Source organism: Streptomyces sp. NPDC055239, assembly GCF_053606205.1.
Window position 1 is genome coordinate 892,093 of the sequence record NZ_JBSGRD010000003.1, and the last position, 13,731, is coordinate 905,823.

Genomic DNA, 13,731 nt, shown 5'->3' on the forward strand with positions numbered 1-13,731 from the left:
CTCACAGTACGGGTTTTGGAATACGCGTACAAAACGCGTGGTCCCGCTCCGCCCGCTGGAGCCGTGCCGCCCAGAGCACGGCCACCGTTCCGGCGGTGGCGAGCGCGGCACCGACCCAGGCCACGGAGGCGTAGCCGAGTCCGGCATCGATGGTCATGCCGCCGAGGAGCGGGGCCAGGGTGTTGCCGACGTTGAACGCGGCCGTGTTGGTGGCGCCGACCAGCGTCGGGGCCGCCGGGGCGAGGGTGAACACCCGTGACTGGAGTGCCGGGTTGGTCACGTACCCGACGAGACCGAGCAGAAAGACCAGCGCGATCACTACGACGGTGGAACCGGCCGTCAGCGCGAGCAGCGCGGAGAAGAGGGCGAGTGCGCCGAGCCCGAGGCCGAGGGTCCGCAGGGGGCGCGCTTCGGCCGTGCGCCCGCCGATGACCAGGCCCACCATCCCGCCGACGCCGAACAGGGCGAGGACGGCGGGCACCCACCCCTCGGACACTCCGCTCACCTCGGTCAGCAGGGGCGCGAGATAGCTGAAGGTGACGATGACCGCGCCGAAGGCGAAGGCCGTGATGGCGTACGAGAGCCAGAGCTGAGGCCTCGCCATGCCGCGCAGCTCGGCCTTGACCGACGTGCGCCCGGTTTCACCCCGGCCGCCCGGGACCACGAGCAGCGTGCACACCAGGCTCACCACGGTGGCCGCGGCCACCGCCCAGAACGCGGCGCGCCAGCTGGAGTACTGGCTCAGGACGGTGCCGGCCGGTACGCCGACGACCGTGGCAAGGGTCAGGCCGCCCGCCACGACGGCGACCGCCTTGCCCTTGGCCTCCGGTGGTACGAGGGCGACCACGGTGGCCACGGCCACGCCCCAGTACCCGGCGTACGCGAGGGCGCTGACCACGCGCGTGACGAAGAGGACTCCGTAGCCGGGCGCGAGCGCGCCGATCACGTGGGCGACGACGAAGGCCGCCTGGAGCGAGACGAGGGCGGTCCGCCGGGGCCAGCTGAGGGTGGCCACCGCGAGCAGCGGTGCGCCGACGACCATGCCGATCGCGAAGGCCGAGATCAGCAGCCCCGCGTCCGGGATCGACACCCCCAGATCGGCGGCCATGCCCGGCAGGAGGCCGGACAGCATGAACTCCGAGGTGCCTTGGGTGAAGATGCCGAGCCCAACTATGTATACCGCAGGTGGCATTGACGTACGCCCTCCGATCGCGACCTACCTTTTGAAGCACTCGCTCCAAAATCGACGATCAGGACGCTAGCACATTATGAATCGATCGCTTCAAAATGGCCGTCGCGGGGGGCGCGCCCAAGTGCCGTTGTCAGTGGCGGGTGCCAGTCTGGCCGTCATGAATCCGCTGCCCCTGACCGGTGCGAATCCGCTGACTCTGACCGGCATCGACGCGGCGCTGCGCGCCGCGTGGTCCGCCGACACCTGCTCGCCCGACGACGCCGACCGCTCCCCGTGGACCACCGAGAACCCCGCATGGGGGCACTGCGACATCACCACGGTCCTCGTGCACGACATGTTCGGCGGCGAGTTGCTGGTCGGCGAGGTGTGGTCGGTCGACGGCGAGCAGCAGGGCTTCCACTGGTGGAACCGTCTCGCGAGCGGGGTCGAACTCGACCTGACGCGGGAGCAGTTCCTGCTCGGCCAGCGCGTCACGGTGCCGCGCTCCGTGGTGCGCCCGCCGGGCCGCCTGCCGCGCCGCCAGGAGGAGTACGAGCTGCTGCGGCAGCGGTTCACCGAGGCGGCGTCGCCGACGGCGGTGATTGCGGCGCGTTGAACACTCCGGCGTGTGCCGCGTGAAAGGCGGCTTCGGCGCCCGTGTGGACCAGGCGTTCGTCGATGGCGCCGCGGAGGATGAGGAGGCGGTAGTAGAAGGGCGCGCTCAGGGCCGCGAGACCCACCTGACGGTTCGATGGTTCGGCCGTCCGGGGCAGTGCGGCTCAGCCTTCAGCATTTAATCCTTTTTGTGCCGATACGTTCGCCACATGATCACCCTGGCACGGAGACTGACCGCACAGAGGTTGGCCGCCACCTGCGCCCTGACCGCCCTGACCCTCACCTCGCTCGCCGCCTGTGGTTCGGACCCTGCTCCGGGCAGCCGCGATCAGGCAGCCGTGCGTGCCACGGCGAGTGCTCCGCCCCGCCCCGCGACGCTCGCCCCCGGCCCCGCGGGCCTCACCCCGGTCTTCAAGAACGCCCCCCGCACCCCGGCATCCGCCGCCCCCACCGTCGCCCTCACCTTCGACGCCGACATGACCGCCGATCAGGGGCCCCGCGCCGCGGCCGGTGAGCGCTTCGACCATCCGGCACTGGTGGCGACGCTGCGCCGGCTGAAGGTACCGGCGACGTTCTTCATGACGGGACGGTGGGCCGAGGAGTACCCGGCGCAGGCCAAGGACATCGGACGGGACCCGCTCTTCGAGGTCGCCAACCACTCGTACAGCCACTACGCCTTCACCAAGCGCTGCTACGGCCTGCCGACCGTCCCCGCCTCCGGCATGCGCGCCGACATGGAGCGCGCCTTCGCCGCCTTCCGCAAGGCGGGCGTCGAGCACCCGGTGCCGTACTTCCGTTTCCCCGGGGGCTGTTACGACAGGCGGGCGCTGCGTGCACTGGCCCCTGGCGGGGTCACGGCCGTGCAGTGGGACGTGGTGAGCGGCGACGCGTTCGCGACGGACGCCGACGCGGTGGCCCGGCAGGTGCTCGACGGGGTGCGTCCCGGCTCGGTCGTCGTCATGCACTGCACGCGCAGCGCGGCTCCCACGACGGAGCGCGCCCTGCGGAAGATCGTCCCGAAGCTGCGCGAGCGCGGCTTCCGGTTCGTCCGGGTGTCGGAGCAGATCCGGTCGGCGGGCGCACGCGGACAGCACGGATAGCCAGGACAGCGGGGATAGCCTGGCCCTCATGGTCGACACCGCAGACACCTCCGACGCCTCCGACTCTGCCGAGGGCCCGTTCGCCGAGTGCGTGCTGTGCCGCGAGCCCACCGAGTATCCGGAGACGCACAAGGGCGTGACGCTGTGCCCCGTATGCGAGTGGCACGAGGCGCAGCGCACGGCCTGCTCGGGCTGAGTCACCGGGCCCCCACGGGCATTTCGGGGCGCTCAGCCCCGGCGTGAAGCCGTCCCGCCGGCCACCCACACCGCCGCCACCGCGAGCACCCCTGCCGCCGCGGCAGGCAGCGGCTGCACCGGCACCACTCCGTCCCGTGACCCCGTGACGAGCCCGGTAAGGACCGCCTTCGCGGGAGAGCCCGCGGTCACCAGGGCGAGCAGCGAGGCGAGCAGCATCACCGGGATCGCACGCCCCGGCGACCGCACCAGCGGCGGGCTGGTGACGGCGCCGATGGCGGTGCCGAGGAAGGCGCTCACCAGCATCGCGAGCAGCCCGGCGCCGCTCGCCGCGAGCCGGTTCACAGCCGTCCGGTGGTCCGTGCTCGCCGGGTCGCTGATCACCGCGACGACGACGGTGGCGACGGTGCCGAGCACGGCCGTCGCGAGGAAGGCGGAGAGCAGGCAGGCCAGCTGCGCCCGCAGGGGGCCGACCGCCGCCGCCACGCAACTGCGGGCGGCGGGAGGCTCGTTGGTGGCGCAGATCCGCACGATCCAGGCGGCGACTGGCAGCAGCGCGGCGGCCCCGTACGCGAGGGAGTCGAGGATCGGCTGCCCGCTCTGTACGCCGATCGCGAGGAACGCGGCGTACAGGATGACGGGGGCGAGCCAGCGCTGGGAGCGCAGGAGGAGAGCGGACTGGTAGCGGAGCAGGGCATTCATCGGTCACGCACCTCACCGGTCGTGGGCTCGGCGGAGGACTCGAAGGACGCGGGCTCGGGGACGGCCCCCGACGCCGGGGAGGACCCGGCAGACGCGGGCCCGGGAACGGACCCCGACGCCGGGGAGGACCCGGCAGACGCGGGCCCCGAAACAGCCCCCGCCGCCGCAGACCGCCCAGCAAGCGCGGGCCCCGAATCAGACTCCGAAGCCGGGGAGGACCCGGCAGACGCAGGCCCTGGAACAGATCCCGCCGCCACGGACGGCCCAGCAGACACGGACCCCGGAACAACTCCCGCCACCGCAGGCCCCGTCACCGACACCACATGCCACGGCGGACGCGCCGTCAGGAGTGCGCGCAAGGCCACGTCCGAGTGCGTCGCCGCCACCCTCAGCCGCAGTGCCCCCTCCGGGGAGTGCCCGGTGACGACACCCGGCAGGGAGGGCGGCGCGGCGCCCGCAGAGCCCTGCGCCTCGATCACGACCGAAGGGACTCCCGCGGCAGTAGCTGCGCCTTCCCGCGAAGTTCCTTCCTGCGTAAGGGAGTTCACCGCCGAGCCGATCACCGCGTACGTCATGTCCACCGCACCCAGGAGCCGCCGGGGGTCGTGGTCCACGAAGACGACGGCGCCGCCCTCCGCGACCCGCTCGGCGACCGCGCGGTCGAGCTCGTCGCGGGCCTCGGCGTCCAGGCCCGTCCATGCCTCGTCGAGGACGAGCAGTTCGGGTTCCGCGAGGAGCGCCTGGGCCACGGCGACCTTCTGGCTGCTGCCCTTGGACAGCTCCGACAGGGGCGTACGCGCGTGGTTCCCGGCGCCGAAGCGCTCCAGCCACTCCTCCGCGCCCCGCGCCGCCGCTCCCTTCGTCAGGCCGTGGATGCGGCCCAGGTGCGTGAGATACCCGGCGGCCGTGAACGGCAGCGCCGCCGGGAAGCGTTCGGGGACGTACGCCGTGCGCGGCCGTCCGACGACGCGGCCCTCGGTCGGGGCGTCGATCCCGGCGATCAGCCGCAGCAGCGTCGATTTGCCGGTGCCGTTCGCTCCCTCGATCCGCACCAGCGCGCCCGCGCGCAAGCCGAGCCCGACGTCGCGCAGGACCCACGGCCCGCCCATGGCATAGCGCCGCCCCACCCCGTCGAGCCGCAGCGCGGCCCCCGCAAGATCACTGTCCATGCGGACATCCTCGCGCAAGGGTGGGGCAGCGGGACAAGAGGCGAGAACGGGAAGCAAAGCCCCTGACCGGTCAGGGACCGGCCCCTGACCGGCCCGATCTTCCGCCGGGCGGACTGGCAGACTGGGGCCGTGAGCAGCGACCAGACCTCCGCCGGGAAGCCCCAGCCGCAGGACACCCCAGACCCCCAGGACAGCCCCTTCCGCGTGGAGCAGACGACGCGCGACGAGGCACCGCAGTACGTACTGCCTCTGGTGGCGCGCATCGAACGCGCCGAGCCCCCGCACCGTACGGACGCCCTGGAGACGGCAGCACGCGCGGTGCTCGTCATGCTCGGTGACGAGCGGTCCCTCGGTGACGGCGAGTGGGCGCAGGCCATGCGGGACTGGCAGGACGCCCGGATCCGCAAGGTGGTGCGGCGGGCGCGCGGCGCCGAGTGGCGGCGGGCCGAGGCGCTTCCGGGCATCACGGTCACGGGCAAGTCGGCGGAGGTGCGCGTCTTTCCGCCGGTGCCGCTGGACGGCTGGCCCAAGGACCTGGCGCGGCTCCAGGTCTCGGGCACGGACCTGGACGATCCGGAAGCGGTGCCGCCGCCGGACGCGGCCTCACCGGTCCTGTGGATGAGCCCCGACGTCGAGATGTCGGCGGGCAAGGCGATGGCGCAGGCCGGGCACGGCGCCCAACTGGCCTGGTGGGAGCTGTCGGACGAGGAGCGCGCTGCCTGGCGGGACGCCGGTTTCCCGCTCTCCGTCCGCACCCCGGACGCCGCGCTCTGGCGCGAACTCGTGGCGAGCGGCCTGCCGGTGGTGCGGGACGCGGGCTTCACGGAGATCGCGCCCGGTTCCTGCACCGTGGTCGCCGACCACCCCGCCCTGCGTTGAGTCAGGTAGTGACGGTGGCGACGGGGGCGAGGCCGTAGGTACGGGCGTAGCCGTTCTCGGTGCCGACGAGGAGGTCGACGATCTCGAAGTAGCGGTCCCAGAACGGGGTTTCGCGCAGTGCGTCGATGAGGTGCTGGTAGGCCTCGTGGTCGTCGGCCTCCCAGACCCACACGTCGGTGACGCGGGTGGAGTAGAACTCCGTGTCGTAGAAGCGTGACCGGACGCCGGTCGTCCTGGCCTTGATCGCGGGGATGACCTGGGTGGAGAAAGCGTCCACCCGCTCCTGAACGGTCATGGCGAGCCACTCAGGCATGGTCTTGATGAGCATGAACGCGGTGACCGGGGGTGTGGTGTTCTCGGCGGACATGACAGGTGCCTCCTGGGCGTTGGGTGGTTCGGCTTGGTGGTTCGGCCGAGTGATTCGCCGGGTGGTTCGAGTCCGGCGGCTCGGGTCCGGCGGTTCGGTGGGGCGTGCCGGATCGGTACGTCCCTCATCCTGCGGAGGATCACGGTGTTGCCACAATGGGAACATCAGCAAGGGATCATTGCCTGAAATGGAATTACGCCTGTGAGCAGCAGTCCAGGGTCGCCAGAGGCCTCAGAACCCGTCATCGACGCCAACCTCGCCGTCGCGCTCGACGCCCTGCTGGCCGAGCAGAGCGTCACTCGCGCCGCCGCGCGTCTGCACACGTCCCCCGCCGCCATGAGCCGCACGCTCGCCCGTCTCCGGCGCATTCTCCAGGACCCCCTCCTTGTCCGGGCCGGCCAGACGATGGTCCCCACCCCCCGCGCCCAGGCCCTGCGCGACGAGGCCGCCACGGTGGTGCACCGGCTCGGAGCGCTGCTCACTCCCGACGCCGGGGCCGACCCCGCCTCGCTGCGCGGCACCTTCACCCTCCAGGCGGCCGACCTGGTCGGCGCGGCCCTTGCCCCCGGGCTGCTGCGCCTTGCCCACCAGGAGGCGCCGGGGGTGTCGTTGCGGTTCCGGGCCGAGGATCTGGAGGCCGGACCGGCTCTCCGCGACGGCCGGATCGATCTGGAGGTCGGATCCATCGACCACGTCGATCCCGAGACCCGGGTCGAGGAACTCGTCACGCTCCGGATGGCGGCAGCCGTCCGTCCCGGACACCCCCTCACCCAAGGGACGTTGACCCCGGACCGGCTCGCCGCCGCCGAGCACGTCGTGGTGAGCCGCCGCGGCCGGTTCAAGGGACCCATGGACACCGCCCTGGCCGAGCTGAACCTCCGGCGGCGGGTCGCCGTCGTCCTCCCCAGCCACATGGCCGCGATGGCCCTGAGCGCCGCCAGCGATGTCGTCTGCCTCGTCCCCACCGCGCTCCCCGGCGCCGCCCCCTCTCCCCTCACCGACCCGGCCACCACCCTCGGCCTGCGCCTTCTCGACATCCCTCTGCCGCTGCCGCCCGTGTCCGTCGGCCTGGCATGGCATCCACGCCAGGCGGCCGACGGAGGCCACCGCTGGCTCCGCGACACCGTCCGCAGGACGCTCCTCGCACCCCGGAGCCCGGCTGTCTGACGTGTGCGCCCACAGGCCGGGGGCGACAGGAGAGGATGTACCTCGAGAAACGCACGACGGACGGAACGGCGCTGAGGAGACCGGCATGGCGAGCGAGACCGGCATGGCGAGCGAGCTCGGCGTGAGCGACGACGCGCAGGCGGGAGCGGCGGGAGCGAGAGCGGGGGGCGCCAAGCTCGACGGCCGCGTGGAGCGCGGCAACCAGACCCGCCGTCTCGTCCTGCGCCGCACGGTCGACATCGCGTCGGTCGAGGGCCTGGACGCGCTCTCGGTCGGCCGCATCGCCACCGAGCTGAAGCTCAGCAAGAGCGGGGTCTTCGCGCTCTTCGGCTCCAAGGAGGAGCTCCAGCTCGCGACCATCCGCGCGGCGGGCCGCATCTTCCTGGACAACGTGGTGGAACCGGCCCGGCAGACCCCGCCCGGCATCGGCCGCGTGTGGCAGCTGTGCGCGCGCTGGCTCGACTACTCGGAGCAGCGGGTCTTCCCCGGCGGCTGCTTCTTCTACGGGGTGATCGCGGAGTTCGACGCCCGCGAGGGCGCGGTGCACGACGCCCTTGTCCACGCCGACCGCGACTGGAACGGCCAGGTGCGGGAGTGCATCGCCGAGGCACTCGACACCGGTGAACTGCGCCCGGACACCGACATTCCCCAGCTCGCCTTCGAGTTCATCGCCCTCATGGAGACGGCGAACGCGCACTCGGTGCTGCACGACGAGCCGGTCGCCTACCGCAGGGCGGGCGTCGCCATCACGGCACGGCTGCGTGGGGCGGCGACGGATCCGTCGGTGGTGCCGCAACTCCCCTGAGGCTCCGGCCGATCGGAGCCGGGACCAACTCCGGGACCGAGTCCAGGATCAGTTCTGGGACCAACTCCGGGAAACAAGCAGCACGACCGTTCGTTTAGATTTATGCTTGCCGCATGCTCCCACCGATAACGCGCTCGATCATGCGTACGACCTGGCAGCCGGGACCCGAGACGATCACGCCGGATCCTGGCCCGACCCTGGTGAGCCTCACCGAGTTCACCGCCCACCGGCACACCCAGACCGCCGCGATCGCCCTGGCGGGGCTGCGACTGCGCCGGAGGTGGCCACAGACTCCCGGCGCCATCGGCATGTGGCTCTGGGTCGACCCGTGGCGCAAGCGCTCGGGGTCGCTCTCGGTCTGGGCCGACGAGCGATCGCTGTACGCGTTCGTCGGGCGCCCCGACCACGTACGGATCGTCCGCGCCCACCGGGACCGGGGCACGATGCGCGCCACCGCGTGGACGGCGGACCGGCTCGACCCGGATGCCGCGTGGGCCACCGCGCACACGCTGCTCACCCACTCAAGTCCCTGGCCGGATCCGGCCGTTCACGCCCAGGAAGGACCGTGAGGACCTCATGACCGACCTCGCCACACCCGACCTCATCGCACTCGACCGCACCGCCGTCCAGGAATCGCTCCGCGTCCTGCGCGCCGCCCGGGACGCAGACTGGGAACGCCCGTCCCCCTGCGCCGGCTGGACGCTGCGCGACCTGGTGGCGCACATGACCGCACAGCACCACGGATTCGCGGCGGCGGCACGGGGATCGGGCGCCGACCGTACGTACTGGATCGCCCCGGATCTCGGCCGCGACCCGCTCAAGATCTACGAAGAGTCGGTACGCCACGTACTGGCCGCGTTCACCGAAGAGGGCACCATGGAAAGGGGGTTCACGCTTCCCGAGATCGGCGGGACGTTCACGGGACGGATCGCCGTCGGCTTTCACTTCCTGGATTACGTGGTGCACTCCTGGGACGTGGCGACGACCATCGGCATCGACGTCGACCTCCCCCTGCCGGTCGTCGAGGCCGCGCTCGAAATCGCCCGCAGGGTGCCGAAGGACCCCGAACGCCGGGTCCCGGGTGCCGCGTTCGCACCCGTCCTGCCCACACCGGAGCACGCGTCACCACTGGAGGAGATGCTCGCTCTCCTCGGACGTCCGGACGGACGCCCGGACGGACACCCGGAGCGTTGAACATCACGCACGCCTCTTCCGTATCTCCTGGTACCAGGAAGTAGCTTGCCCTCCACAATCAGGTGCACGGGCAGGTTGACGGGCAGGAAGGCACGGCACATTGCGGCGCATCAACGGCACGGCTCTGATCATCGCGGCACTCGTGGCCACAGTGGGCGCGCTCGCGTTCCCCATGTGGTCCTACGCCGACCGTTCGGGCACCGGGCCCGCCAACCTGGCCGCCGGGTCCGTGGCCACACAGTGGGGCCCGCTCTCGACGGCCGACCGCGATCTGCTGGTGAAGGTGCGGCTCGCCGGTCTGTGGGAGATACCCGCGGGCCAGCAGGCGGTCGAGCGGGCACCGACGAAGGCGATCAAGGAGGCCGGTGACCATCTGATCGTCGGCCACACCGACCTCGACAAGCGGGCCCGTTCGGTCGCGGCGCAGCTCGGCGTGGAGCTGCCGAACCAGCCGACCGCCCAACAGCAGGGATGGCTGCAGGAGTTGACGGAGGCCAGCGGCGAGACGTACGAGCGGAAGTTCGCGAATCTGCTGCGCGCCTCGCACGGCAAGGTGTTCGCCGCGATCGCGCAGGTGCGGGACAGCACGCGCAACTCGCTGATCCGGCAGCTGGCCACCGACTCCAACCAGACCGTCCTCGACCACATCACGATGCTGGAAGCGACCGGACGCGTCGACTTCGACGACATCGCGAACGGCGGCGCCGCCACCGCGACGGCCAGCCCCACCGGGCCTCCGCCGCCCTCCGGCGTCGCTCCCCCGGAGCCGCCTCCCGCCGGTCCGACCGGCGACGTGTCCACGACATCACGGCCTTCACCGGCCGCACCCGGAGAAGTCAACACGAACAGGCCGGAACCTCAAATGTAGCTCTGAACGTCCCCCCTCATGGGTTCGGCCGCGGCTGCCGGGGCCATCACCTCTGCACACGTTCACAAGACACGGGCACGACGCGGGGTCTTGGCGGCGGGGTGTTGGCGAAGGAGGGGGAACATGAAGCATTTGGGGACCGGAATCGGGTGGCGTCCGGAGATCGCGGACGCCGTGGAGCGGATGCCCGGCATCGACTGGGTCGAGGCCGTCGCGGAGAACCTGTGCCCCGGGCACCTCCCCGATTCCCTCCTGCGGCTGCGCGAGCGCGGTGTCACGGTGGTGCCGCACGGCGTCTCGCTCGGCCTCGGCGACGCCGGGCGCCCCGACGAGACGCGCCTCGCCGCGCTCGCCGAGCGCGCGCAAACTCTCGGCTCGCCACTGGTCACCGAGCACATCGCGTTCGTACGCGCCGGGGGCCCGCTGACGGCTTCGCAGCCCCTTGAGGCGGGCCACCTGCTTCCGGTGCCGCGCACCCGTGACGCCCTCGACGTGCTGTGCGAGAACGTACGCATCGCGCAGGACGCGCTGCCGGTGCCGCTCGCGGTGGAGAACATCGCGGCGCTGATCTCCTGGCCCTGCGAGGAGATGACAGAAGGGCAGTTCCTGTACGAGCTCGTCGAGCGCACGGGCGTACGCCTGCTCATCGACGTGGCCAACCTCCACACGAACCACGTCAACCGCGGCGAGGACCCGGCGAAGGCCCTGGACGAGCTGCCGGTCGAGGCCATCGCGTACGTCCACGTCGCGGGCGGCTTCGAGCGGGACGGCGTCTGGCACGACAGCCACGCCCACCCCGTCCCCGAGCCGGTCCTGGACATCCTGGCGGACCTGGCGTCGCGGGTGACCCCGCCGGGCGTCCTCCTTGAACGCGACGAGAACTTCCCTGCGCCGCAGGAGCTCGAGCGGGAGCTGGACGCGATACGGGAGACGGTACGGGCGAGTGCGCCGACCACCGGTGAGCCCGCCGCGGCCACGTCATCGGCGACACTCCCCGCCTCCGCTCCCGTCGTCCCCGCCCCCACCCGGCAGCGTCTCGCCCTCGCGCAGACCGCGCTCCTGTCCGCGCTCGTCGCGGGGACGCCCGCGCCCGAGGGGTTCGACCGGGCCCGGCTGACCGTGCAGAGCCGGGCACTTACCGGCAAGCGGGCCGATGTCGTGGCGAAGGTGGCGCCCGAGCTGCCGGAGATTCTCGGCGAGGCCTATCGCGCGCAGTTCTTCTCGTATGCCCAGACACGGCCGATGTCCGGCGGGTACCGGCGCGACGCCCTTGACTTCGCCGAGCGGCTGCTGCTCGCCGGGCAGCCCGAGGACTCCGAGGCGCGCGGCCGGTTGACCCAGTGGTGGCTGGAGCGTTCGGGGCCCGCGCCGCTTGACGCGCGGCCGGTCACGCGGTGGCTGCGGGCGGCCCGGTTCGCCCTGCGGCGGGGTTAGGGGGCGGCCGTGCAGATCCTGTCCATCTGCTTCGCCCTCCTTCTCGCGGCCTCGTCGTTCGGCCTCGTCGTCGGCGTCTCGCGCATACGGCAGGCCGCGCCCGAGCAGCCCGACGCACAGCACGGAGCCGTGTTCGACCCCCTGGAGGCCGCCTTCCTCGCGGGCGGCCCCGGCCGGGTCGCCGACGCCGCCATCGCGGCCCTGCACGAGGACGGGCGCCTTGTCGTCGCCTGGCCCGGCATCGTCGAGATCCAGTCGGCCGAGGCCCGCAACCCGGTGGAGGGCGCGGTGCTCCAGGCCCACGCCGACGCACCGAGCGGCGCCCTGCACTGGCTGCGTATCGGCGCGATGCGCAGCCCCGCCGTACAGGCGCTGGGCGACGGCCTTGCCCGACGCGGCCTGATGGCGCGGCCCGAGGCCCTGGACCGCTTGCGGCGCCGGAGGACCCGGCACAACGTCCTGAGCTTCGTCGGGTTCTTCGTCGTCGTCGCCGTCATCGCCGTCGAGGACGACGACGGTCCCTCGTGGGATCCCGTGAGCGTGCCGACCATCGTCCTCATCGTCACCTGGGTGCTCGGCGCGCTGATCGGCTGGCTCTGCCGCAGCGCCGCCCGCGCCCGGGTGACCGCCTCGGGCCGGACCGCGCTCGCGGAGTACCGCGCCGCCGGCGCGGACGCACCCGGCGCGGCGCACCGCGTGGCGGTGGACGGCCTGGTCGGCGTCCTCGACCCCGATCTGCACGCACAGCTGCGAGCCGCGCACAGCTTCCGCCCCGGGCGTACGACGACGGGGACGTCCACGTCGTACGCGAGCTCCGGGACCACCATCGCGTGGTGCGGAGGCGGCGCGGGCGGGGACGGAGGCGGGGGCGGCGGAGAGGGTTCGTCATGCGGCGGCTCCGGCTGCGGGAGTTCCGGCAGCTGCGGCGGAGGCGGCGGCTCGTCGTGCGGTGGAGGCGGCGGGGGCGGCTGCGGGGGCGGAGGGGGCAGTTCCTAGCGCTCCCGCCCGGGGAGGAGCGCGTACCCGCATCCGATATCGCGTGGTGCGGCGGGGGCGGAGAAGCAGGAGAAGGTTCGTCATGCGGCGGCTCGGGCTGCGGGAGTACCGGCGACGGGAGCGGCTGCGGGGGCGGAGGGGGCAGTTCCTAGCGCTCCTGCGCGGGGAACAGTGCACGCCCGCACCCGATGCCCCTTACCCGTACGGCGGTTGACGTACTCCGGGAGGTATCCCGCAGGCGCGTCCTCGCGGCGCACTAACGTGCGGTGCCGCAACAGGAGGCACCATGCGATCCATCAACGGCACCGGCCTCATCGTCGCGGGGCTCGTCGCGACCCTGGCCGCGCTGCTCTTCCCCCTCTGGTCGTACCAGGACAGGTCGGGCACCAACCTGGCCCAGCTCAACGCGGAGACCGTGTCGACCCAGTTCGGCCCGCTCTCCGCGCTCGACCGTGAGTTCATCACCAAGGTCCGGCTCGCGGGACTCTGGGAGCTCCCCGCCGGACAGCAGGCGGAGGTGCGCGGCACGACCAAGGCCGTCCAGACCGCCGGCAAGCATCTCGTCGAAGGCCATACGTTCCTGGACGCGCGGGTACGCGAGGTGGCGACGCGGCTCAATCTCGAACTGCCCAACCAGCCGAACCCGCAGCAGCGGAGCTGGCTCGACACGCTGAGCGCGGCGCACGGCGAGGCGTACGACGAGAAGTTCGCCAACATTCTGCGCGCCGCCCACGGCAAGGTCTTCGCGGTGGTCGCCCAGGTCCGCGCGAACACCCGCAACTCGCTGGTGCGCGCGCTCGCCGACGACGCGAACACGACCGTCCTCGACCACATCAAGGCCCTCGAAGGCACGGGCCTCGTCGACTTCGACAAGCTGGCACGCGACGCGGCATCGGCGAGCCCCGCCCCGGTGACCCCGTCCCCCGCCCCACCGGGCCCGACCGAGTCGCCCGCTCCGGCGACTCCCGTCTCCCCCTCCCCCACGTTCCCGCTCCCGCCACCGGCGTCCCGCCCCAAGCCCACGACGAAGGACAAGGGAGACCCGCGTCCACATGCTGAATAATCCGTG

The 13,731-nt window shown here is 72.3% G+C and carries 15 protein-coding genes and 1 pseudogene; 12 read left to right on the forward strand and 4 right to left on the reverse strand.

Annotated features, from left to right (window positions below; genetic code table 11):
* Position 1: 1 nt before the first annotated feature.
* On the reverse strand, positions 2 to 1,192 hold the full coding sequence (locus ACWFRJ_RS14710) for a Cmx/CmrA family chloramphenicol efflux MFS transporter (RefSeq protein WP_453529181.1): 1,191 nt from the start codon (positions 1,190 to 1,192) through the stop codon (positions 2 to 4).
* Positions 1,193 to 1,349: 157 nt separating this feature from the next.
* Between ACWFRJ_RS14710 and ACWFRJ_RS14715 the strand changes: the two genes are divergently transcribed.
* From ACWFRJ_RS14715 to ACWFRJ_RS14725, 3 genes are all read left to right on the forward strand, one after another.
* On the forward strand, positions 1,350 to 1,787 hold the full coding sequence (locus tag ACWFRJ_RS14715; protein WP_453529184.1) for a YunG family protein: 438 nt from the start codon (positions 1,350 to 1,352) through the stop codon (positions 1,785 to 1,787).
* A 208-nt stretch (positions 1,788 to 1,995) separates the two neighbouring features.
* Positions 1,996 to 2,886 (forward strand): polysaccharide deacetylase family protein, encoded by an 891-nt coding sequence (locus ACWFRJ_RS14720; protein ID WP_453529187.1) that lies wholly within the window; start codon positions 1,996 to 1,998, stop codon positions 2,884 to 2,886.
* A gap of 28 nt (positions 2,887 to 2,914) precedes the next feature.
* Positions 2,915 to 3,082 carry a hypothetical protein gene (locus ACWFRJ_RS14725; RefSeq protein ID WP_453529190.1) on the forward strand — a complete coding sequence of 56 codons (168 nt, stop codon included), beginning with the start codon at positions 2,915 to 2,917 and terminating at the stop codon, positions 3,080 to 3,082.
* 32 nt (positions 3,083 to 3,114) lie between these two features.
* Here ACWFRJ_RS14725 and ACWFRJ_RS14730 read toward each other — a convergent pair whose 3' ends face one another.
* Positions 3,115 to 3,783, reverse strand: a complete 669-nt coding sequence (locus tag ACWFRJ_RS14730) for an ABC transporter (protein WP_453529196.1) — start codon at positions 3,781 to 3,783, stop codon at positions 3,115 to 3,117.
* Positions 3,784 to 4,085: 302 nt separating this feature from the next.
* Positions 4,086 to 4,952: pseudogene (locus ACWFRJ_RS14735) on the reverse strand (ABC transporter ATP-binding protein); the annotation flags it as partial.
* Between the two features lie 129 nt (positions 4,953 to 5,081).
* Between ACWFRJ_RS14735 and ACWFRJ_RS14740 the strand changes: the two are divergent.
* Positions 5,082 to 5,831 carry an aminoacyl-tRNA hydrolase gene (locus ACWFRJ_RS14740; protein ID WP_453529199.1) on the forward strand — a complete coding sequence of 250 codons (750 nt, stop codon included), beginning with the start codon at positions 5,082 to 5,084 and terminating at the stop codon, positions 5,829 to 5,831.
* A gap of 1 nt (position 5,832) precedes the next feature.
* Here the strand turns inward: ACWFRJ_RS14740 and ACWFRJ_RS14745 are convergent, their stop codons facing one another.
* Positions 5,833 to 6,198: a darcynin family protein gene (locus tag ACWFRJ_RS14745; protein ID WP_453529202.1), complete on the reverse strand. Its 366-nt coding sequence runs from the start codon at positions 6,196 to 6,198 to the stop codon at positions 5,833 to 5,835.
* Between the two features lie 192 nt (positions 6,199 to 6,390).
* On the opposite strand from ACWFRJ_RS14745, the gene ACWFRJ_RS14750 reads away from it, so the two are divergent.
* From ACWFRJ_RS14750 to ACWFRJ_RS14785, 8 genes are all read left to right on the forward strand, one after another.
* A complete protein-coding gene (locus tag ACWFRJ_RS14750) occupies positions 6,391 to 7,365 on the forward strand; it encodes a LysR family transcriptional regulator (protein ID WP_453529697.1) in 975 nt (324 codons plus the stop codon).
* A 103-nt stretch (positions 7,366 to 7,468) separates the two neighbouring features.
* Complete coding sequence (locus tag ACWFRJ_RS14755) at positions 7,469 to 8,170, forward strand: TetR/AcrR family transcriptional regulator (RefSeq protein WP_453529700.1); 702 nt, start codon at positions 7,469 to 7,471, stop codon at positions 8,168 to 8,170.
* Between the two features lie 113 nt (positions 8,171 to 8,283).
* Positions 8,284 to 8,739, forward strand: coding sequence for a hypothetical protein (locus tag ACWFRJ_RS14760; RefSeq protein ID WP_453529205.1), 456 nt, complete (start codon positions 8,284 to 8,286; stop codon positions 8,737 to 8,739).
* A gap of 7 nt (positions 8,740 to 8,746) precedes the next feature.
* Positions 8,747 to 9,364, forward strand: a complete 618-nt coding sequence (locus tag ACWFRJ_RS14765) for a TIGR03086 family metal-binding protein (protein WP_453529208.1) — start codon at positions 8,747 to 8,749, stop codon at positions 9,362 to 9,364.
* A 100-nt stretch (positions 9,365 to 9,464) separates the two neighbouring features.
* Positions 9,465 to 10,232, forward strand: coding sequence for a DUF4142 domain-containing protein (locus tag ACWFRJ_RS14770; RefSeq protein ID WP_453529210.1), 768 nt, complete (start codon positions 9,465 to 9,467; stop codon positions 10,230 to 10,232).
* Positions 10,233 to 10,355: 123 nt separating this feature from the next.
* Positions 10,356 to 11,666: a DUF692 domain-containing protein gene (locus tag ACWFRJ_RS14775; RefSeq protein ID WP_453529213.1), complete on the forward strand. Its 1,311-nt coding sequence runs from the start codon at positions 10,356 to 10,358 to the stop codon at positions 11,664 to 11,666.
* A 9-nt stretch (positions 11,667 to 11,675) separates the two neighbouring features.
* Positions 11,676 to 12,662 (forward strand): TIGR04222 domain-containing membrane protein, encoded by a 987-nt coding sequence (locus ACWFRJ_RS14780; protein ID WP_453529216.1) that lies wholly within the window; start codon positions 11,676 to 11,678, stop codon positions 12,660 to 12,662.
* Positions 12,663 to 12,948: 286 nt separating this feature from the next.
* The gene (locus ACWFRJ_RS14785) at positions 12,949 to 13,725 is read left to right on the forward strand and encodes a DUF4142 domain-containing protein (RefSeq protein ID WP_453529219.1); all 777 of its coding nucleotides are present in this window, start codon (positions 12,949 to 12,951) and stop codon (positions 13,723 to 13,725) included.
* The last annotated feature ends 6 nt before the right edge of the window (positions 13,726 to 13,731 follow it).